We start from the raw sequence: 19800 nt of genomic DNA, 5'->3' as shown, positions 1-19800 counted from the left end.
TCTGTGCGTACTGTGCATGAGGGGCTGGCGGCCAAAAAATGGCCGCTGTTCGGGTCGGACCAACAGTTTGCCCGGTCGCCAGCTTCTTTCATATGATCAATGGCTTGCGCTTAAGTAAGTGACATTCAGGTCAGACACAATTGATTGACTGTTGACACCGACTACGCGCCGGACCAATCGACGGACCTGCTGAAGAACCAGTTCAAGGACCGCAGCCACGATCTGGGCGTGGACCTGGCCGGTGGCGATTTCAGTCACGGTGCGGGCGATGCGCTAGCTTACGTCGCCGGCTCAAGTGCAACGAGCGCAGCTGTCTTTGGGTGCATGAAGTGAGCATTTTCCTCAATGTTCTCGGTGATTCTGCCGGCGCTTGCGTCGAGCGGTACAGCCGCACAAGCTCAAGCAGAGTGAGAGTTCAGGGCTTTTTGACGAACTTCAGCGTCATCCGGTCGGATTCGCCGATCGCCAGATACTTCGCGCGGTCCTGCTCGCCGAGCCTCAGTGTCGGCGGCAGCGTCCACACGCCGCCCGGATAGTCCTTGGTGTCTTTGGGATTGGCGTTGATCTCTTCCCAGGCGACCCAGGTGAAGCCGGCGTCCTCGGCGAGCTGCACGACGTATTCCTGGCTGACGTAGCCGGTGCGGATCGAGTCTTGGCGGGTGGTGTCGTCGAAGCCTCGGTGCTCGACGATGCCGAGCACGCCGCCCGGTTTCAGCACGCGATAGAACGCCGCGAACATCTCGCGCTCGTTGTCATCAGTGAGCCAGTTATGCACGTTGCGGAAGCTCAGCACCATGTCGGCGCTGTCCGGCGGCACCGGCTGATAGAAGTTCGGTTTGCCGATTGCGCTGAGGCGCACGTGGTCGAACAGCTGCGGGCTGCCGGCGAGCGCACTTTTGTAATTGGCGAGTGTTTTTTTCTGATAAGCCGGCGAACTGGCCACATCCGGAAACTGCGCGGCCACATAGTGGCCGCGCGCGCGCAGGAATGGCGCCAGGATCTCGGTATACCAGCCGCTGCCAGGCCAGATCTCGACCACCGTCATGTCGTCTTCGACGCCGAAGAATTCCAGCGTCTGCTGCGGATGGCGGTATATGTCGCGAGCCTGGTTGGCGGCGCGGTAAGGCGCTGCGATCGCCTGTTCCAGGGTGATCGGCTGTGGCGCTTCGACCGGTGGCGGCGGCGACGCGCAGCCGGCCATCAGCGTGGTGGCCGCCACAACGGCGGCTGCGACCGGGCGAGCAGCCGCTGACCAGATCAGACGCAGCATCAGCGAGCTTCCCGCAGGTACAGCCTAGTGATGATGGCCGCCTGCGCCGTGCACATGACCATGCTCGAGTTCTTCGGCGCTGGCCTCGCGGACGTCGGTGATCTCGACGTCGAAGTTCAGGTTTTCACCGGCCAGCGGATGGTTGCCGTCGACGGTGACCATGTCGCCGGCGACGCGGGTCACGGTGACGCGGCTCGGACCCTGGGGACCGTCGGCGGTGAAGCTCATGCCCGGCTTGATGTCCTTGATGCCCTGGAACGCGCGGCGCGGCACGTCCTGAACCAGGCGCGCATCGCGCTCGCCGTAGCCTTCGGCCGCGGAAACCTTGACGCTGAGCTTGTCGCCGGCGCTCTTGCCGGCCAGCGCGCTCTCCAGGCCCGGCACGATGTTGCCCTGGCCATGCAGATACGCCAGCGGCGTCGAACCTTCCGAGGAGTCGAGCACCTCGCCAGCGTCGTTTTTGAGGGTGTAATGGAACGAGACGGCGCAGCGGTCAGCAATCTGCATGATCAAGAGCTCGGCGGAGAGAGGGAGAATGAAGCGGGTTACTATGGTAGCCCATCGACGGCTTTTGCCGGCCGATGCAACCCAAAACGGGTTTGCTGCGTCCAAGAGCCGGAAGAGCACCGGACGCTCGCTGATGACTCCGTGGGGGAGATTGCGTGAATCACAAAATGGCGTATTTCGCCGATAGCTCGCTGTTTGCGCGCCCGGTTTCGCGCGCTCCCTCGCGTTCCATTTTTAAAATCCCGAATTTTCAGCCACTTGTGTGCGCCAATGGCTTGGCACACTGCGTGGAATGCCTGCCTCAGACCTCGACCTCTTATCCGAACATGACCATGAAACGAACCCTGCAGCGCTCCGCTGTCGTGCCGGCGCTGCTCGGCCTGCTGCTGCTGACCGCCTGCGGCGGCAAGAAAGAAGAAGAGAAAAAGGAAGAGCCGTCGATCCCGGTGGAGACTGCCAAGGTCGTCACCGGCCCGATCGACGCCGCCTACCGCGGCACCGCGACGCTGGAGGCCGAGAACGAGGCCACGGTGATGGCCAAGCAGGGCGGCGTGATCGAGCAGGTGCTGGTCGAGGAAGGCGACCGGGTCAAATCCGGGCAGGTGCTGGCCCGGTTGGAGACCGACAAGCTGCGCTTCGAGCTGGCCCGCTCCCAGGCCGACGTCGACCGGCTGGAGCAGGACTTCACCCGTCTGAAGTCGGTCTACCAGCGCAACCTGGTGTCGCGCGAGGCCTACGACAAAACCCAGTACGACCTCGCCGCCAGCCGCGCCGCGGCCGATCTGGCTGCGCTGGCGCTGAAGGAATCCGAGATCCGCGCGCCGTTCGACGGCGTGGTCAGCGCGCGCTACATCAAGCGCGGCAACCAGATTTTGGCCGGTGCCCAGGCGTTCCGCGTCACCCAGCTCGACCGCCTGCGCGCCGCGATCTACGTGCCGGAGCGCGACATCTACAAGCTCAAGGCCGAGCATCATGTGAACCTGTCGGTCGACGCCTGGCCGGACAAGAGCTTCGGCGGCGTCGTCACGCTGATCAACCCGGTGGTCGACGCGAGTTCGGGCACGGTCAAGGTCACGGTGAGCATCGACGCCAAGCAGTCGGAATTGCGGCCGGGCATGTTCGCGCGCGCCGAGATCCTGTACGACCGCCGCGACGCGGCGCTGCTGGTGCCGCGCGATGCGGTGCTGGTCGAAGACGCGGCCGAATCGGTCTACGTGGTCGCCGAGGGCCGCGCGCATCGCCGGCTGATCAAGACCGGCTACGGCGACGCCGACCATTTCGAAGTCGTCGAGGGCCTGAAGGCGGGGGACTTCGTCGTCACCACCGGGCAGTCCAGCCTCAAGGACGACGCCAAGGTCGAGACCGTGCAGCCGCTGAAACCGGGCGCGCCGGTGGCGACGGCCGCTCAGCCTGCACCGAAGGCGGGTTGATGATGAATTTCAGCGTTAACCATTCCCTCCCCCGCTCGCGGGGGAGGGCCAGGGTGGGGGCATTCGTCGCGGAGCTGCTCTATCCATCCGCCCCCATCCCGGCCTTCCCCCGCTCGCGGGGGAAGGAGACCAGCAGCATTCGACACTAGGAATTCACGTGCTGGCCTTCGTAACCCGGCGCCCGGTCGCCGTCGTGATGTTCACGCTCGCGGTGCTGCTGTTTGGCCTGGTGTCGCTGTCGCGGCTGCCGGTCACGCTGCTGCCCAACCTGTCGTACCCGACCCTGACCGTGCGCACCGAGCTGGAAGGCGCCGCGCCGACCGAGATCGAAACCCTGCTGAGCAAGCCGATCGAGGAAGTCGTCGGCGTGATCAAGAACGTGCGCCGTGTGACCTCGACTTCGCGTGCCGGCACCAGCGACGTGACCCTGGAATTCAACTGGGGCACGAAGATGGACTACGCGGTGCTCGACGTGCGCGAGAAGCTCGACACGCTGGAGCTGCCCAAGGAATCCAAGCGCCCGGTGGTGCTGCGCTTCGATCCGTCCTCCGACCCGATCCTGCGCATGGGCCTGGCGCTGAAGACAGACGAGCATGCGCGTAATACTTCCGAGGAAGTCAGCCTCAAGCGCCTGCGCCGCATTGCCGAAGACCTGATCCAGAAACCGCTGGAAGCGGTCGGCGGCGTCGCCGCGGTGAAAATCTCCGGCGGACTGGAAGACGAGGTGCAGGTGCTGGTCGATCTGCACAAGCTCGCGCAGCAGGGGCTGACGCTGGAGGCGATCGGCACGCGCCTGAAAGCCGAGAACGTGAACCTGTCGGGCGGCCGCGTCGAGCAGGGTGCGAGCCGCTACCTGGTGCGCACCCTGAACCAGTTCATCGATCTGGACCAGATGCGCAACGTGATCCTGGCATCGAAGCCGACGTCCACCGGCCCATCACAGACGATCCTGCAGCCAATCTACCTGCGCGACGTCGCCGAAGTGCGCAGCGGCTACAAGGAGCGCGAGGCGGTGATCCGCATCGGCGGCGCCGAAGCCGTCGAGATCGACATCTACAAGGAAGGCGACGGCAATACCGTCGAGACCGCGCAGATCGTCAACAAGCGGCTCGAGACGATGAAGAAATCGCTGCCGGCCGACGTCGAACTCAAGCCGCTGTACGACCAGAGCGTCTTCATCGAGAGCGCAATCAGCGAGGTGCGCGACGCCGCGATCATCGGCGGCGTGCTCGCGGTGCTGATCGTCTATCTGTTTCTCGGCAGTGCCTGGATCACCGCGGTGATTTCGATCTCGATCCCGGTGTCGGTGATCGCGACGTTCAACGTGATGTACGGCGCGCATCTGTCGCTGAACATCATGAGCCTCGGCGGTATCGCGCTGGCGATCGGCCTGGTCGTCGACGACGCGATCGTGGTGCTCGAAAACATCATGCGCAAGCGCGAGTTGGGCATGGCCCCGGCCGATGCCGCAGTGGCGGGCGCATCCGAAGTCGGCGCCGCGGTCATCGCCTCGACGCTGACCACGGTCGCGGTGTTCTTCCCGATGGTGTTCGTTCAGGGCATCGCCGGCCAGCTGTTCTCGGACCAGGCACTGGTCGTCACCGGCGCGCTGATCTTTTCGCTGATCGTGTCGTTCACGCTGATCCCGATGCTGGCCGCGCGCGGCGGCAACAGGACGCCGCCGCCGCAAGCCGAGCCGATCCACCGCGAGGCCGGGCGCTTGCGCCGCGGCGCATCGAGTGTGCGTTACGGCGTGTTCGAGCAGGCGCCGTTCGGCGTGCTGTGGCTGATCGTGCGCGTGCTGCGTGGCATCGGCTTCGTGCTCGGCCTGATTTTCCGTCCGCTGTCGCGCGTCTTCCAGGCGATGTTCGATCGCTTCGAGGCCGGCTACGAGCGCACGCTGGGCTGGGCGCTGCGCAACCGCAGCATCGTGCTCGGTACCGCGCTGGCGCTGTTCGCCGCGAGCCTGTGGCTGCTGACGCGGATCGGCGTCGAGCTGATCCCGCCGTTCAACCAGGGCGAGCTGCGCGCCGAGATCGAACTGCCGCCGGGCACGCCGCTGGCGCGTACCGACGCGGTGCTGCGCGATCTGTCGCGCGATCTCGACCAGAGCGAAGTCAGCAAGCAGTGGCTGGCGTCCAACTTCTCCATCGCCGGCCAGGGCAACCGCCTCGACGTGTCGGCCGACGAAGGCGGCGAAAATCACGGCGTGCTGAATCTCGGCCTGAAAGCCGGCGCCTACGAGCACGAGACCGATGTGATCGGGCAGCTGCAGAAGCCGCTCGAAGCGATTCCGGGGCTGACCTACCGCTACACGCGGCCGACCTTGTTCACCTTGAAAGCGCCGCTGGAAGTCGAGATCTCCGGCTACGATCTCGACAACCTGGTGCGGGTTTCCGAAGCGATCCGCAACAAGATGCGCGCCTCCGGACGCTTCACCGAGATCGAAAGCACGCAGGCGCCGGGGCACCCGGAGATCCAGATCCTGTTCAACCAGGAGCGCGCTGCCAAATTGGGGCTGGATACCGCGGATCTGGCGACGCGCGTGGTGAACTCGGTGCAGGGTGATGTCGCCACCCGCTATCGGCTGAACGATCGCGAGATCGACGTGCTGGTGCGCGGTTCCGAGAACGATCGCTCCAGCGTCGACGATGTGCGCCGCCTGGTGATCAACCCCGATGCGGCGCGGCCGGTCACCTTGGAATCCGTCGCCGACGTGCGGCTGCGCAGCGGCCCCAGCGAGATCCGCCGCATCAGCCAGTCGCGCGTCGTCGTGGTGTCGGCGCAGCTCGCCGAGGGCGGCGATCTGTCCGAGGCGGTGATCGAGCTCAACCACATCGTCGGCTCGGTGGCGATGCCGCAGAACATGAATGCCTTCGTCGCCGGCCAGAGCGAGGAGATGGAGGTATCCTTCAAGTCGCTGCAGTTTGCGCTGGCGCTGGCGGTGTTCCTGGTCTACCTGGTGATGGCCTCGCAGTTCGAATCGCTGGTGCATCCCTTCGTCATCCTGTTCACGATCCCGCTGGCCGCGATCGGCGCGATCGGCGCGCTGTATATCACCGGCTCGATCATCAACGTGGTCGCGCTGATCGGCATGATCATCCTCGCCGGTATCGTCGTGAAAAACGGCATCGTGCTGATCGACCTGGTCAACCGCAAACGCGACGAGGGCATGAGCAAGTACGACGCGATCCTGGCCGGAGGCCGCACGCGCCTGCGGCCGATCCTGATGACCACCGCGACCGCGGTGCTCGGCCTGCTACCGATCGCGATCGGCATGGGCGCCGGCGGCGAAGTGCAGCGGCCGATGGCGATCACCGTGATCGGCGGCCTGACCGTGTCGACCTTCCTGACCTTGCTGGTGATCCCGGTGATGTACACGCTGCTGGATCGGCGGCCGGACGTGCGCAAGTGAGCGCGAATTGCCCCGCTTTACCGCTCTCCCGGGAGAGACCTCCGCAGCTTCATAGCAGCCGGCTTGATGCCCGGAACCGGCCAGCTCCTTCCCCCGCGTGCGGGGGAAGGTTGGGATGGGGGCGCGACGACAGCGCCGCGACTTCCGCCCCCACCCCGGCCCTCCCCCGCAAGCGGGGGAGGGAGAGGTTCCTGGGTAGCCCCGTGTTCCTTGCGGATCGGCTCACGGACCCTGAACCCGACGAAGGTAGGTCGGCAATCCTTTGCCGACGTGCTCAAGGGATCAGGGCGCACACGTCGGCAAAGGATTGCCGACCTACGTCGTTTGCGAGGCGAGGCTGGTTCATGGAGAGGGTGGCGCGGAGCGCCGGGAGAGGGTCTGGCCGGTGGGTGGGCTACCCTCTGCCGGCAGAGGGGACGGCATGAGCGCGGTTGTGCCATCGCTTCGTTCCTTGCTGATCGACAGTGCTGCGCTGTTCGGCGTCGTGCTGCTTTGCGCGCTATGGCTGGACCGTCCGCTGGCGATGTTCCTGCACGAACACGCAGCCGCGCTGGTCGCGCCGGCCCGCGGCTTCACCGACACGATGACGCGCATCGTGCAGCCCGCGCTGCCGAAGTGGGCGCATCCGCTGGCGATCGCGATCATCGGCGCGCTGCTCGCGTGGCGCGGTGGGCTGGCGTGGGCGCGGCCGTTCTGGCTTACCGCCGCGGTGCTGCTGGCGACGCGCTTCAGCGTGACCTGGCTCAAGGGCGTGTTCGAGCGCGTGCGTCCCCACGACTATGTCGCCCAGCCGACGCTGAACGATTTCTTCGTCGCCGGCCATGAGTCGTTTCCGTCCGGCCATACCGCGGTCTACATGGGCCTGCTGTTGCCTCCGGCGCTGCTGTTGCCGCGCTGGCGCTGGCCGCTGCTGGCGCTGGCGGCGATCTGCGCGCTGGCGCGCGTTGCCGAAGGCGATCACTATCTCGGCGATGTCGCCGCGTCCACGCTGATCGCGCTGCTGTTCACGATCCTGCTCGGCCGCGTTCTCGGTGTGAGCTTTGCGGAGCCTCGCGCATGAATATCACCGCACTGTCGATGAAGCGCCCGGTGTCGGTCGCGATGTTCTTCGTCTGCGTGACCCTGATCGGCCTGATCGCCGGGCAGCGATTGCCGCTCGAGTCGCTGCCGGACATCGAATTCCCGTTCATGGTCGTCAACATTCCCTACCGAAATTCGACGCCGGAAGAAGTCGAGCGCCGCATCACGCGGCCGGTCGAGGAAGCGATCGCGACCCTGGTGGGCCTGAAGAAGATCCAGTCCAAGTCCAAGGACAACGGCGTCGAGATGGAACTGCAGTTCGACTGGGGCTCGGATCTGGCGGTCAAAGGCGTGGAGGCGCGCGACAAGATCGACGCGATCCGCGAAAACCTGCCGCCGGATCTGGACCGCATCCAGATCCTGAAATTCTCCGGCAGCGATCAGCCGATGCTGCAGCTGCGCATTTCGGCGGACCGCGATCTGTCGGGCGCGCATGACATGCTCGACCGCAATCTGAAACGGCGGCTCGAGCGCATCACCGGCGTATCCAAGGTCGAGCTTTACGGTGTCGAAGAAAAGCAGGTGCGCATTTCGCTGGCCGCGGATCGCATCGCCAGCCATGGCGTCGATATCTCCAAGCTCGGTACGCAGCTGCAGAAGGCCAACTTCGCGCTGTCGGCGGGCCAGCTCACCGATGCGCGGATGCGCTACACGGTGCGGCCCGAAGGCGAGTTCACTTCGCTGGAGCAGATCGGCAACATCGTCATCGACGGCAAGGGCCTGAAGCTGCACGACATCGCCGATATCGCCTACACCGATCCCGAGCTGACTTACGGCCGCCATCTGAACCGCAAGTTCGCGATCGGCATCAATGTGTTCAAGGAGACCGGGTCGAACCTGGTCGAAGTCGGCGACCGCGTTAAGGCCGAAATCGAGAACGTGAAAAAACTGCCGGAGATGACTGGTATCCGGCTGTTCGTGATGCAGGATTCGGCGCAGGACGTGAAGAGTTCGCTGACCTCGTTGCTCGAGGCCGGCGGTATCGGCGCCCTGCTGTCGGTGGCAGTGCTGTGGCTGTTCCTGCGCGACATCAAGATGACTTTGATCGTCACGCTGTCGGTGCCGCTGTCGCTGTGCATGACCCTGGCGGCGATGTACTTTCTCGGCTTCTCGCTGAACATCCTGACCCTGATGGGCCTGATGCTCGCGGTCGGCATGCTGGTCGACAACGCGGTGGTCGTCACCGAAAGCATTTTCACCGAGCGCGCCAAGACCGGCGATCCGGCGCAGGCCACACTGGCCGGCGTGCGCAAGGTCAGCATGGCGGTGGTCGCCGGCACGCTCAGCACCGCCATTGTGTTTTTACCGAACCTGTTCGGCGCGCAGAACGATCTGACTGTGTTCATGAGCCACGTCGCGTTCACCATCACCTTGTCGCTGGGGGCGTCCCTGCTGGTCGCGGTGACGCTGATCCCGCAGCTGACCACGCGCATGGTCAGCGGCGACGCGCATGTCGGCGCGCCGTTTCTGGTGCCGCTGTCGGCGTTCTATATGCGGACTTTGAGCTGGACCTTGCACCATCGCGGCTGGACTTCGCTGATCATTTTGCTGGTGCTCGCCTCGACGGCGATCCCGGCCAAGTTCGTCAAGATGGACTTCTTCCCGCAGGAAGACGGCAAGCGCGTGACGATGAACTACAACCTCAATGGCGTTTATCGTCTCGACAAGGTCGAGGAAGCGGTGACCACCATGGAGACCTATCTGTTCGCGCACCAGAAAGAGCTGGGTTTCGATTCGGTCTACAGCTATTTCAACGTCGGCGAGGCGCAGACCACGCTGATCATGCCGGACAAGGAGCACCGCACGCGCGGCAACGGCGACATGATGGACGACATCCGCAAGAACTGGCCGAAGCTGGCGATCGGCGCGCCGAGCTTCGACCAGAACCGCAGCGGCTCGCCGGAGAAACTCGGCGTGCGCGTCTACGGCGAATCCGCCGAGCATCTGCGCAAGGTCGCCGACGATGTCGTCGACGTGCTGCGCCGCGTCACCGGTCTGACCGACGTGCGCGTGATCGCCGAGGCCGAGGACCAGGAAGTGCGCATTCGCATCGATCGCGATCGCGCGCGCCAGAACGGACTGTCCAGCCAGCAGGTGGCCGATGCGGTCGCGGCGGCGATGCGCGGTACACAGCTGCGCCCCTACCGCACTGGCACCGGCGAGGTCGATACGCTGGTCGAGTTCCGCAAGGAAGACCGCGCCGACTTCGATGCGATCCTGGCGATGCCGATCATCCGCGCTGACGGCCAGCGCATCACGCTGGGTTCGGTCGCGCAGGTCGACGTTGGCGAAACCCCCGGCAACATCACCCGCGAAAACCGCATGGCCTCGCTGAAAGTGCAGTTCGGAACCCTGGAGGGCGTGACCAGCGAGGATGCGAAGAAGAAAGTCGAAGCGGTGCTCAACGATCTGCAGTTCCCGTCCGGTTACAGCTGGGGCTACAGCCAGGCTTTCGACGACGAAGCCGACAGCATGCAGAGCATGGTCGTGAACATGGTGCTGGCGATCGTGCTGATCTACATCGTGATGGCGGCGCTGTTCGAATCCACGCTCGCGCCGAGCGCGATCATCACCGGCATTTTCTTCTCGTTCGTCGGCGTGTTCTGGTTCTTTCTGGCCACGCACACGACGTTCTCGTTCATGGCGATGATCGGCCTGCTGATCCTGATGGGCGTGGTCGTCAACAACGGCATCGTGCTGGTGGATCACGTCAACCAGCTGCGCGCATCCGGCATGGGCCGCGAGGAGGCGGTGGTGCTCGGGTCCAAGGACCGCCTGCGGCCGATCCTGATGACCGTGTCCACGGCCACGCTGGGCATGGTGCCGCTGGCGCTCGGCGATACCTCGGTCGGCGGCGACGGTCCCGCCTACTACCCGATGGCGCGCGCGATCATCGGCGGCCTGGTGTTCTCGACCCTGGTCAGCCTCGGCGCGCTGCCGAGCATTTACTGCATGCTCGACGATCTGCGCATCTGGGGCAGCCGCGTCGTCACGCGTGCCCGCGGCGGCAGACTGTCGCCGCGCGAAGCTTGAACCCACAGGAGCTCATACGATGCAGGAGTCAATGCAATTGAAGGACGAAGGCAGCGTTTTCTGGGGCGCGTTCTGGATGCTGATCCTGTCGCTGCTGCTGTTCTGGCTGCCGGGCATCGGCAGCCTGATCGCCGGCATCGTCGGCGGCAAAATTGCCGGCAGCGTCGGCCGTGCGTTCCTCGCATCGATCCTGCCCAGCCTGGTGCTGGGCGTCGCGCTGCTGGTGCTGGCGCAGCTGCTGATCGGCATTCCGTGGCTGGCGGCGCTGATCGCCCTGGGCACGGTGATGTTCGCGATCATCGGCGCGGGCACGCTGGTGATCGGCGCGCTGATCGGTGGCCTGCTGGCGTAGGTAGCTGACGTAGGTTGGGGTGAGCAACGCGAACCCCAACATTGCGCGGGTGATCGTTGGGGTTCGCTGCGCTCACCCCAACCTACCTGGTAGGGCGCGCGTCGGTTAGATTTACAGTTGCGCCCGCGCTTCGGCGCGAACCCCAGGTCATCCCATGCTGAAAAAGCTGTTGCTCGCGCTGGTCTTGCTCACCCTGCTCGGCATCGTCGGCTTCGCCGCCTGGCGCACCGCGCAATTGCCGCCGCGCACGGTGATCACCGCCAGCGCGCCGCTGATCGCAGTCGATCGCGCGGCTGCCGCGGATCGGCTCGCACAGGGCATCCGCTTTGCGACGGTCGCGCAATCCGGCGAGCCCGACGACGAGCGCGTCGCCTTCACCGGCTTTCTGGAATTCCTGCGCACGCGCTTTCCGCTGGTGCACGAGCACCTGACGCTGGACCGCGTCAGTGAATACAGCCTGCTCTACACCTGGGCCGGGTCGAAGTCCGAGCTGCCGCCGGTGCTGCTCGCCGCGCATATGGACGTGGTGCCGGCCGTCGCCGCGGGCTGGACGCATCCGCCTTTCGACGGCGTGATCGCCGACGGTTTCGTCTGGGGCCGAGGCGCGCTCGACGACAAGAACAGCCTGCTGGCGATACTCGAAGCCGCCGAAGCACTGCTGCAGCTCGGCTATCAGCCCGAGCGCACGTTGATGTTCGCGTTCGGCCAGGACGAGGAAATCAGCGGCGAACGCGGCGCCACTGCGATCGCCGCGCTGCTCGCGCATCGCGAGATCAAGGCCGCCTACACGCTCGACGAAGGCGGCGCGGTTACTCACGGCCTGGTGCCGGGCATAGCGCGGCCGGTCGCATCGGTGATGGCCGGCGAGAAAGGCTATCTGTCGATCCGAATGAAGCTGATCGCCGATGGCGGGCACTCATCGACCCCGCCGCCGCACGGCGTCGTCGGCCGTCTCGCGCGCGCGGTGACCCGGCTCGAAGATCAGCCGATGCCGCCGCGGCTGATTGCACCGGTCGATGCGATGCTGGCGCGCCTGGCGCCGGATATGAATCTGCCGACGCGCGTGCTGGTCGCGAATCGCGACTGGCTGTCGCCGGTGCTGCTGCGCGCGCTGCAGGCTTCGCGCACGACCAATGCGCTGATCCGCACCACCACCGCGACGACGATGTTCAACGCCGGCGTCAAGGACAACGTGCTACCGGCCAGCGGCGAAGTGATCGTCAACTTCCGCCTGTTGCCGGGGGATTCGATCGCGCACGTGCTGCAGCATGTGCGCGACACCATCGGCGACGACGGCATCTCGATCGAACCGATCGCCGACTTCAACCATGAAGCGCCGCCGGCCTCGGATGCGAGCGCGCCGCCGTTCAGGCAGATCGAGCGTGCAATCAACGAAGTATTCCCGGAGGCGCTGGTCACCAGCGGCATCGTGCTCGGCGCCACCGATAACCGGCACTACGCGCAGGTACGCGCGCAGGGCTACAACTTCTCGCCGATGCCTTACGGCGAGGAAGACGAAAGCCGCATCCACGGCATCGACGAGCGCATCGCGGTTGCCGACTATCTGAAGATGATCCAGTTCTACGCGCAGCTGATGCGCGAATCGACCGCGGCGCAGTGAAGGCGACGCCGGTGACCACGGCGCGGCTCGCGCTGAAGGTATCGCCCAAGGCCTCGCGGGATGCGCTGACCGGCTGGCGCGGCGATACCCTGAAAATCTCGGTAACCGCCGCTCCCGAACGCGGCAAGGCCAGCCAGGCCGTCATCGAGCTGCTCGCCGAATCGCTGGGGCTGCCGCGCGGTTCGATCCGCGTGCTGCGTGGCGAGACCTCGCAGGACAAGATCGTGGAGATCACCGGTATGGACGATGCCATGCTGCGTATCGCGCTGGCCCGTAGGTTGGGGTGAGCGCAGCGAACCCCAACATTGTTCCGCGACGAGTGTTGGGGTTCGCTGCGCTCACCCCAACCTACGGTTCCTGAGGAAAAACCCCCGGCGCGTTCGGTGCCGCACTTGGCTAGACTCTCGCCATCCGCCGCGCCCACGCGGCGTTCTCATTTTGGAGCCCTCCCGACCATGACCAGCGCCACCGCCGCGGCAGCCCCTGCGCGCTCCGACAAGATGCCGTCCGGCATCCCCTTCATCGTCGTCAACGAGTTCGCGGAGCGGTTCTGCTTCTACGGCGTCAACGCGATCCTGGTGCAGTACATGATCCAGTTCCTGCACTTTGGCGACGCCAAGGCGCAGGGCTGGCAGGCGATGTTCAAGAGCGCGGCGTACCTGTTCCCGCTGCTCGGCGCGATGGTCTCGGACATCTTCCTGGCCAAGTTCCGCACGATCATCTATTTCTCGATCGTCTACGTGATCGGCTGCACCACGCTGGCGCTGGGCAGCACGCCGGCGATGCTGATCGTCGGTATGTTCCTGATGGCCTTCGGCACCGGCGGCATCAAGCCCTGCGTGTCGACCAATGTCGGTGACCAGTTCACCTCGGCCAACCAGCACCTGATCGAGCGCGCGTTCAGCTACTTCTACTTCTCGATCAACCTTGGCTCGTCGATCTCGATCTACTTCTGCCCGCAGCTGCTCAGCGATCCGGACTACGGCCCGCGCTTCGCTTTCGGCATGCCGGCCTTGATGATGGCGCTGGCGACGCTGGTGTTCTGGCTCGGCCGCTCGCGGTTCGCGATCGTGCCGGCGGCGATGGCCAGGCCGGGCCTGGCGCCGCTGGGTTTCATCGCCTACTTCCTGGTGCTGCTGGCGATTTCGGCGGCCATCTTCCTGGCGACCAACTTCCTGTTCGCGCTGCTGATGATGCTGGCGATGCTGGCGCTGTCGGCCGCGGTGTGCCTGAAGACGCCGGTCGGCAAGGCCTTGCCGAAAGAGCTGCTGGCCTGGCTGGAACGATCCTTCACCGGCGAGCACCTGAGCATCGTCATCCGCCTGTCGTTCCTGTTCCTGTTCGTCGCCTTCTTCTGGGCGCTGTGGGACCAGAGCAACGGCAACAGCTGGACCGTGCAGGCGCAGTCCGGCCTGATGGACAAGCATCTGTTCGGCTTTCTCGGCGGCCTGTTCCCAAGCCTGGTGAACTACGAAATGCTGCCGGCGCAGCTGCAGGTCGTGAACGGTTTCTATGTGCTGGGCATGATCCCGATCTTCACCTTCGGCATCTATCCGCTGATGGGCAAGTTCTTCGCGGTGACGCCGCTGCGCAAGATCGGCATGGGCTTCTTCGTCACGGCCAGCTCGTTCCTGATCGTGGCGTGGATCGAGCAGCGCATCCAGACCGGCCACGTCGTCAGCCTGTGGTGGCAGATCAGCGCCTACGGCGTGCTCACCGCGGCCGAAGTGCTGGTGTCGATCACCTGCCTGGAATACAGCTACAAGCAGGCGCCGCCGGTGATGAAGAGCTTCATCATGAGCCTGTTCCTGGTGTCGACCAGCCTCGGCAACGCGCTGACCGCGACGGTCAACGATCTGATGGTCGAGCCGCTGCAGGCGTCGTCGGTCGAGACCGGCGCGCAGACCTGGGCGACGATGGCCTCGGTCGACGGCTTCGTGCTGGGCCAGAAGATCGATTTCGGCGGCGACAACGGCGTCAGCATCACCGAGATCGACGGCAATGCGGCGCCGCTGGCCGGCACCTTTCTGATCGGCGAGATCGACCCGGCGGGCAAGCGCATCAGGCTGATCGACAAGGTCGAGCGCCTTGATGTGACTAGCAACGGCGTGTTCGCCGCCGACAAGGCCGACGTATCGACTTATGCTCTGGTCGGCCCGGTGTACTTCCTGTTCTTCGCCGGCCTGATGGGCGCGACCGCGGTGCTGTTCATCTTCTTCGCGATGCGTTTCAGGGAGCGCACTTTCGTGCGCGAGGACGAGTAAACATTCGCATGCGCCTGCTTTTGTAGGAGCGGGTCATACCCGCGACTGAGGCTGCGACGGCACAGTCGCGGGTATGACCCGCTCCTACAGGTTCGGTAATTGCCGGCGAAGGGGCCGGCGAGGGGGCAAACCGGCGAGAACGGCTAAACTGGCGCCCCTGCTGTGGTGTTCCCCGTCGTGACCGAATCCGCTGTCGAAGTCCCCGTCCGTTTCGCGCCTGCCGGTGGCGCGCGTGCGCTGCGCAGCGCGCACGAGTCCAACAAGCTCGCCAAGCGGCTGCGGCGCAATGTCGGCCAGGCGATCCAGGACTACCGCATGATCGTCGACGGCGATCGGGTGATGGTGTGCCTGTCCGGCGGCAAGGACAGCTATACGATGCTGGAAATGCTGCTGCAATTGCAGCAAAAAGCGCCGGTTAAGTTCTCGATCACGGCGGTCAACCTCGACCAGAAACAGCCCGATTTCCCGGAAACCGTGCTGCCGGAATACCTGCGCGCGCGCGGCGTCGACTTCCACATCATCGAGCAGGACACTTATTCGGTGGTCAAGCGCGTGGTGCCGGAAGGCAAGACGCTGTGCTCGCTGTGTTCGCGGATGCGCCGCGGCGCTTTGTACGCCTACGCTCAGCAGCAGGGTTACACCAAGCTCGCGCTCGGCCATCACCGCGACGACATTCTCGCGACGTTTTTCCTGAACCTGTTTTTCGGCGGCACGCTCAAAGCGATGCCGCCCAAGCTGCTGGCCGACGACGGCCGCAACATCGTGATCCGGCCGCTGGCCTACTGCCGCGAAAGCGATATCGCGGCCTATGCGAAACAACGCGAATTTCCGATTATTCCCTGCAATCTGTGCGGCTCGCAGGAACATCTGCAGCGCAAGCAGGTGCGGCGGATGATGGAGAGCTGGGAGGCCGAGCATCCGGGCCGCAGCGAGATCATCTTCAAGGCGCTGTCGAACGTCGCGCCCTCACAGCTCGCCGATCGCGAGCTGTTCGATTTCGCCAATCTGGGCGGCGACCGCGACCGCCTGATCGGCAACTGGCTGATGCCGGACGCCGATGCTGAGCCGGATGCTGCCAATCGCTAGCGGCCTGTCGGGCTCGGCAGGCGCCGTGATCAGGCGATGCGCGGCATCGCTGTTGCTGGCCTGGGCGGCCGCGATTCCGGCGATCGCCGATGAGGCGCCGGCATCGCCGCCGGCCGCCACTCCCCCTGCCGCAGCGGCTCCATCGGTCACGCCCGCGCCGGTGATGGTGCCCGCGGCGCCGTTCACCTGGACGGTCTACAGGCAGAACGCGGACGATCCGTCGCGTGCGCCGGTGATCCACCGCCTGGTCGGCTCGGTGCATCTGCTACCGGAATCGGCGTATCCGCTGCCCTCCGGCCTGCAGGCGGCCTACGCTGAAACCACGGGCCTGATCCTGGAGACCGATCCTTCGGCGCTGGAGGAGCCCGAGTTCCAGAAAAACTTCCTGGAAGCGGCGCGCGCGCCGGCCGGCCTGAAAGCCAGCATCGAGCCGGCCCTGTACGAGCAGCTGCAGCAACGCAGCGCGCAGTTGCAGATGACGGCGGCTGTCGCCACCTGCGAGCCGTTTCGCGCCTGGTTTTGCGCGCTGTCCCTGGAGCTTTACCGGCTGCAGGGACAGGGTGTCAGCGGCGAGCTCGGCCTCGATCGGCATTTCTATCGCGCGGCGCTGCGCGACGAGCGCAGCGTGCGCTGGCTGGAGGAGCCTGGCACGCAGCTGGCGATCTTCACGACGATGAACGACGCGCAGTCGGCGCAGTTTCTGGCGGCGACGCTGCAGGGCATGGGCGAGCCCGCCGGCGACCCAGCCGAACTGCTGCGGCAGTGGCGCAGCAACGATCAGCCGGCGATGGAGCGCAGCGTCACCGAGATGAAGCGCGACTATCCCGACCCCTACGAGCGCATTCTGGGTGCGCGCAACCGCGCCTGGCTGCCGCGGCTCGAGGCGCTGTTCGGCGAATCCAAGCCGCTGCTGGTCGTCGTCGGCGCGGCGCACCTGCTCGGCCCCGACGGCCTTCCGGCGCAGCTGGCCGCGCGCGGCTGGACGGTGACACCGGTGAACGCGACCGAGGCAGCACCGATTCGCTTGCCGCCGAAGCCGCTGTTGTTGCCGGTGGGCACAGCGACGAAGTAGGTTGGGGTGAGCGTAGCGAACCCCAACATTTGCGCGGCGCCCCGTTGGGGTTCGCTACGCTCACCCCAACTTACTTCTCGGCTTCGATCTCTTCGGCCGATTGCTTCGGCGCGGCCCAGGACGCGGCGATGATGCCGACCTCGTACAGCAGATAGCTCGGCACTGCCAGCAGCAGCTGCGACAGCACGTCCGGCGGTGTCAGCACCGCGGCGACGACGAAGCAGCCGACCAGCACGTACTGGCGATGTTGACGCAGCTGCGCCGGCGTGACGAAGCCGGTGCGCACCAGCAGCACGATCGCGACCGGCGTCTCGAAGGTGATGCCGAAGGCCAGGAAGATCGCGAGCACGAAATCCAGGTACTTGTTGATGTCGGTCATCACCGACACGCCGACCGGTGCGATGCCGACCATGAAGTGGAACACCGTCGGCAGTACCAGGAAGTACGCGAAGGCGATACCGGCGTAGAACAGCAAGGTGCTCGACACCAGCAGCGGCACGACGAAGCGCTGCTCGTTCTTGTACAGGCCCGGGGCGACAAAGGCCCAGACCTGGTACAGCGTCCACGGCATCGACAGCGCCGCGGCGAGAATGCCGGCGAGTTTCAGCGGTGCGAAGAACGGCGAGGCGACTTCGGTGGCGATCATCGTCGCGCCCGCCGGCAGCAGGGCCAGCAGCGGCTTGGCGACGTAGGCGTAGATCTCCTTGCCGTAGTAGGCCATCGGCGCAAACACGATGGCGATGCCGATCAGGATGCGCATCAGCCGCGCGCGCAGCTCCAGCAGGTGTGCGATCAGCGGCAGTTCGCCTTCGCTGGATGCGTCCGGAGTCGTGCTCAAGAGGGGTTCTTTACGGGTACTGCTGTTCGGATGGCGGCAGCGGCGCGCGCGTCGCCGGCGTGGCCGCGGCTTTCGCGTCGCCAGATACCGGTTCGGGCTTGGTCGTGGCGACGGCGGGCGGAACTTCCACGTCGGTTGCGACTACGGCCTGCGGCGCCTCGACCGGTGGCAGGATGCGTTCCTTGACGTCATCGTGCAGCGCGCGCGTGGATTTCTCCAGGGCTGCCTTGGAGTCCAGCAGCGCCTGCTGCGCTTCCTGGAACTGCTTCTTGATGTCGGCCATCTGGGTCTCGCGCTCGAGCTCGTTGGTCAGGTTGCGCATATAGGCGCGCGCCTTGCCGCTCCACAGGCCGAGCGTGCGCGCCAGCTTGGGCAGGCGCTCGGGACCGAGCACCACCAGGGCGACGATGAAACACAGCGCGAGTTCGGAGAAGCTGATGTCGAACATGAGGCGAACCGGACCCTGGCCGTTGCTAGACCTTGTCCTTTTCCTGCTGCTCGCTGGTGGCGCGCTGCCCGTCGCGATGCTGCTGGCGCTGCTCGATCAGCTCGGCGCTGTGCCGCTCGCCCTCGGTCTCGCCTTCCTTCATCGACGACTTGAAGTTCTTGATCGCGCCGCCCAGATCGGTGCCGACATTGCGCAGCTTCTTGGTGCCGAAAACCAGCACGACGATGGCCAGCACGATCAGCCAGTGCCAGATACTGAATGAACCCATGATGCGTACTCCTATGGTCGACCTCTTCGGGCCGAAGGGGGACAGTCTATTGCAGCGGCGCAGCCGGTGACGCCAGCGGTCAATGTCCGGTGCGGGACGCTTTTTCCGCCAGACCCGACTGGCTGCCGCGTCGCGCCAGCTCGGCGGCGATCTGCTGCGGCTCGATGTTGCGCTGCGCCATCAGCACCAGCGTGTGATACCAGAGATCCGCCAGCTCATAGACCAGCGCTTTGGGATCTTCGTTCTTGGCGGCGATCACGGTTTCTACGGCCTCCTCGCCGAGCTTCTTCAGGATCGCGTCGCTGCCCTTGGCGTACAGCGAGGCCGCGTAGGACGAAGCCGGATCGGCGGACTTGCGCTGCTGCAGTAGCGCGTAGAGTTCGTCGAGCACGGTGGACAGATCGGGAGTCGCGGCCATAGCCAATGATGCTACGCCTAGATGACGGCGCTGCGAATCTCGGACTGGCGCACGCGGATGCCGCGGCTGGCGAGATAGGTTTTGGCGTCGGACACCGAGTAGGTGCCGGAATGGAAGATGCTGGCCGCGAGCACCGCATCGGCGCCGCCGCGATCGAAGCCTTCGTACAGATGCTCGAGCGTGCCGACGCCGCCCGAGGCGATTACCGGCACCGTCACCACCGAGCTGATCGCTTTCAGGATGTCGAGGTCGTAGCCTTCCTTGGTGCCATCGCGATCCATGCTGGTCAGCAGGATTTCACCCGCGCCGAGGCGTTCCATCTTTTGCGCCCACTCGACCACATCCAGCCCGGTCGGTTTGCGGCCGCCATGCGTAAACACTTCCCACCTGCCGTCGCCGGATTTCTTGGCGTCGATAGCGACCACGATGCATTGCGAACCGTATTTTTGCGACGCATCTTCCACCAGTTGCGGATTGCTCACCGCCGCGCTGTTGATGCCTATCCTATCCGCGCCCGCGTTGAGCAGGCGGCGCACATCGTCAACCGTACGTACGCCGCCACCGACCGTCAGCGGAATGAATACCTGCGACGCCACCGCCTCGATGATCGGCAGGATGAGGTCGCGGCCGTCGCTGGTCGCGGTGATGTCCAGAAAGGTGAGCTCGTCGGCGCCCTGCGCGTTGTAGCGCGCCGCGAT

18 protein-coding genes are annotated in these 19800 nt (G+C 65.3%); 11 read left to right on the top strand and 7 right to left on the bottom strand.

What is annotated here, in order from left to right; genetic code table 11:
- Positions 1–144: 144 nt before the first annotated feature.
- Positions 145–333 (top strand): hypothetical protein, encoded by a 189-nt coding sequence (locus JWQ90_RS10030; RefSeq protein ID WP_299692963.1) that lies wholly within the window; start codon positions 145–147, stop codon positions 331–333.
- An 82-nt stretch (positions 334–415) separates the two neighbouring features.
- Here the strand turns inward: JWQ90_RS10030 and JWQ90_RS10025 are convergent, their stop codons facing one another.
- Together JWQ90_RS10025 and JWQ90_RS10020 are read right to left on the bottom strand one after the other, a co-directional pair.
- Positions 416–1270, bottom strand: coding sequence for a methyltransferase domain-containing protein (locus JWQ90_RS10025; protein WP_299692960.1), 855 nt, complete (start codon positions 1268–1270; stop codon positions 416–418).
- Positions 1271–1294: 24 nt separating this feature from the next.
- Positions 1295–1777, bottom strand: coding sequence for a peptidylprolyl isomerase (locus JWQ90_RS10020; protein WP_299692957.1), 483 nt, complete (start codon positions 1775–1777; stop codon positions 1295–1297).
- Between the two features lie 332 nt (positions 1778–2109).
- On the opposite strand from JWQ90_RS10020, the gene JWQ90_RS10015 reads away from it, so the two are divergent.
- From JWQ90_RS10015 to JWQ90_RS09970, 10 genes are all read left to right on the top strand, one after another.
- Complete coding sequence (locus JWQ90_RS10015) at positions 2110–3207, top strand: efflux RND transporter periplasmic adaptor subunit (RefSeq protein WP_299692954.1); 1098 nt, start codon at positions 2110–2112, stop codon at positions 3205–3207.
- A 157-nt stretch (positions 3208–3364) separates the two neighbouring features.
- Positions 3365–6622: an efflux RND transporter permease subunit gene (locus JWQ90_RS10010; protein ID WP_299692951.1), complete on the top strand. Its 3258-nt coding sequence runs from the start codon at positions 3365–3367 to the stop codon at positions 6620–6622.
- A gap of 433 nt (positions 6623–7055) precedes the next feature.
- A complete protein-coding gene (locus JWQ90_RS10005) occupies positions 7056–7682 on the top strand; it encodes a phosphatase PAP2 family protein (protein ID WP_299692948.1) in 627 nt (208 codons plus the stop codon).
- Positions 7679–10735: an efflux RND transporter permease subunit gene (locus JWQ90_RS10000; protein ID WP_299692946.1), complete on the top strand. Its 3057-nt coding sequence runs from the start codon at positions 7679–7681 to the stop codon at positions 10733–10735. The genes JWQ90_RS10005 and JWQ90_RS10000 overlap by 4 nt, the downstream gene beginning before the upstream one ends.
- Before the next feature lie 19 nt (positions 10736–10754).
- On the top strand, positions 10755–11087 hold the full coding sequence (locus JWQ90_RS09995; protein WP_299692944.1) for a hypothetical protein: 333 nt from the start codon (positions 10755–10757) through the stop codon (positions 11085–11087).
- Positions 11088–11241: 154 nt separating this feature from the next.
- Entirely contained in the window at positions 11242–12708 is a 1467-nt protein-coding gene (locus tag JWQ90_RS09990; protein WP_299692942.1) for a M20/M25/M40 family metallo-hydrolase, read from the top strand.
- An 11-nt stretch (positions 12709–12719) separates the two neighbouring features.
- Positions 12720–12995, top strand: a complete 276-nt coding sequence (locus JWQ90_RS09985; protein WP_366919490.1) for a DUF167 domain-containing protein — start codon at positions 12720–12722, stop codon at positions 12993–12995.
- Between the two features lie 168 nt (positions 12996–13163).
- Entirely contained in the window at positions 13164–14972 is a 1809-nt protein-coding gene (locus tag JWQ90_RS09980; protein WP_299692936.1) for an oligopeptide:H+ symporter, read from the top strand.
- A gap of 237 nt (positions 14973–15209) precedes the next feature.
- Complete coding sequence (ttcA, locus tag JWQ90_RS09975) at positions 15210–16058, top strand: tRNA 2-thiocytidine(32) synthetase TtcA (protein WP_366919489.1); 849 nt, start codon at positions 15210–15212, stop codon at positions 16056–16058.
- Positions 16042–17130, top strand: a complete 1089-nt coding sequence (locus JWQ90_RS09970) for a TraB/GumN family protein (RefSeq protein ID WP_299692930.1) — start codon at positions 16042–16044, stop codon at positions 17128–17130. The genes ttcA and JWQ90_RS09970 overlap by 17 nt, the downstream gene beginning before the upstream one ends.
- 70 nt (positions 17131–17200) lie before the next feature.
- Here JWQ90_RS09970 and tatC read toward each other — a convergent pair whose 3' ends face one another.
- The 5 genes from tatC to hisF form a co-directional block, all read right to left on the bottom strand.
- On the bottom strand, positions 17201–17968 hold the full coding sequence (gene tatC, locus JWQ90_RS09965; RefSeq protein WP_299692927.1) for a twin-arginine translocase subunit TatC: 768 nt from the start codon (positions 17966–17968) through the stop codon (positions 17201–17203).
- Positions 17969–17978: 10 nt separating this feature from the next.
- A complete protein-coding gene (gene tatB / locus JWQ90_RS09960) occupies positions 17979–18416 on the bottom strand; it encodes a Sec-independent protein translocase protein TatB (protein ID WP_299692924.1) in 438 nt (145 codons plus the stop codon).
- Between the two features lie 25 nt (positions 18417–18441).
- The gene (tatA, locus tag JWQ90_RS09955; protein WP_299692921.1) at positions 18442–18684 is read right to left on the bottom strand and encodes a Sec-independent protein translocase subunit TatA; all 243 of its coding nucleotides are present in this window, start codon (positions 18682–18684) and stop codon (positions 18442–18444) included.
- Positions 18685–18763: 79 nt separating this feature from the next.
- A complete protein-coding gene (locus JWQ90_RS09950; protein ID WP_366919488.1) occupies positions 18764–19102 on the bottom strand; it encodes a phosphoribosyl-ATP diphosphatase in 339 nt (112 codons plus the stop codon).
- 17 nt (positions 19103–19119) lie between these two features.
- The coding region (hisF, locus tag JWQ90_RS09945) for an imidazole glycerol phosphate synthase subunit HisF (protein WP_299692918.1) at positions 19120–19800 on the bottom strand (681 nt) is incomplete at its 5' end.

Origin of the sequence: Hydrocarboniphaga sp. (assembly GCF_028291725.1) — a bacterium.
GTDB lineage: Bacteria > Pseudomonadota > Gammaproteobacteria > Nevskiales > Nevskiaceae > Hydrocarboniphaga.
Note: the sequence above shows the minus strand (reverse complement) of the source record. Positions and strands in the feature narration are given on the sequence as shown.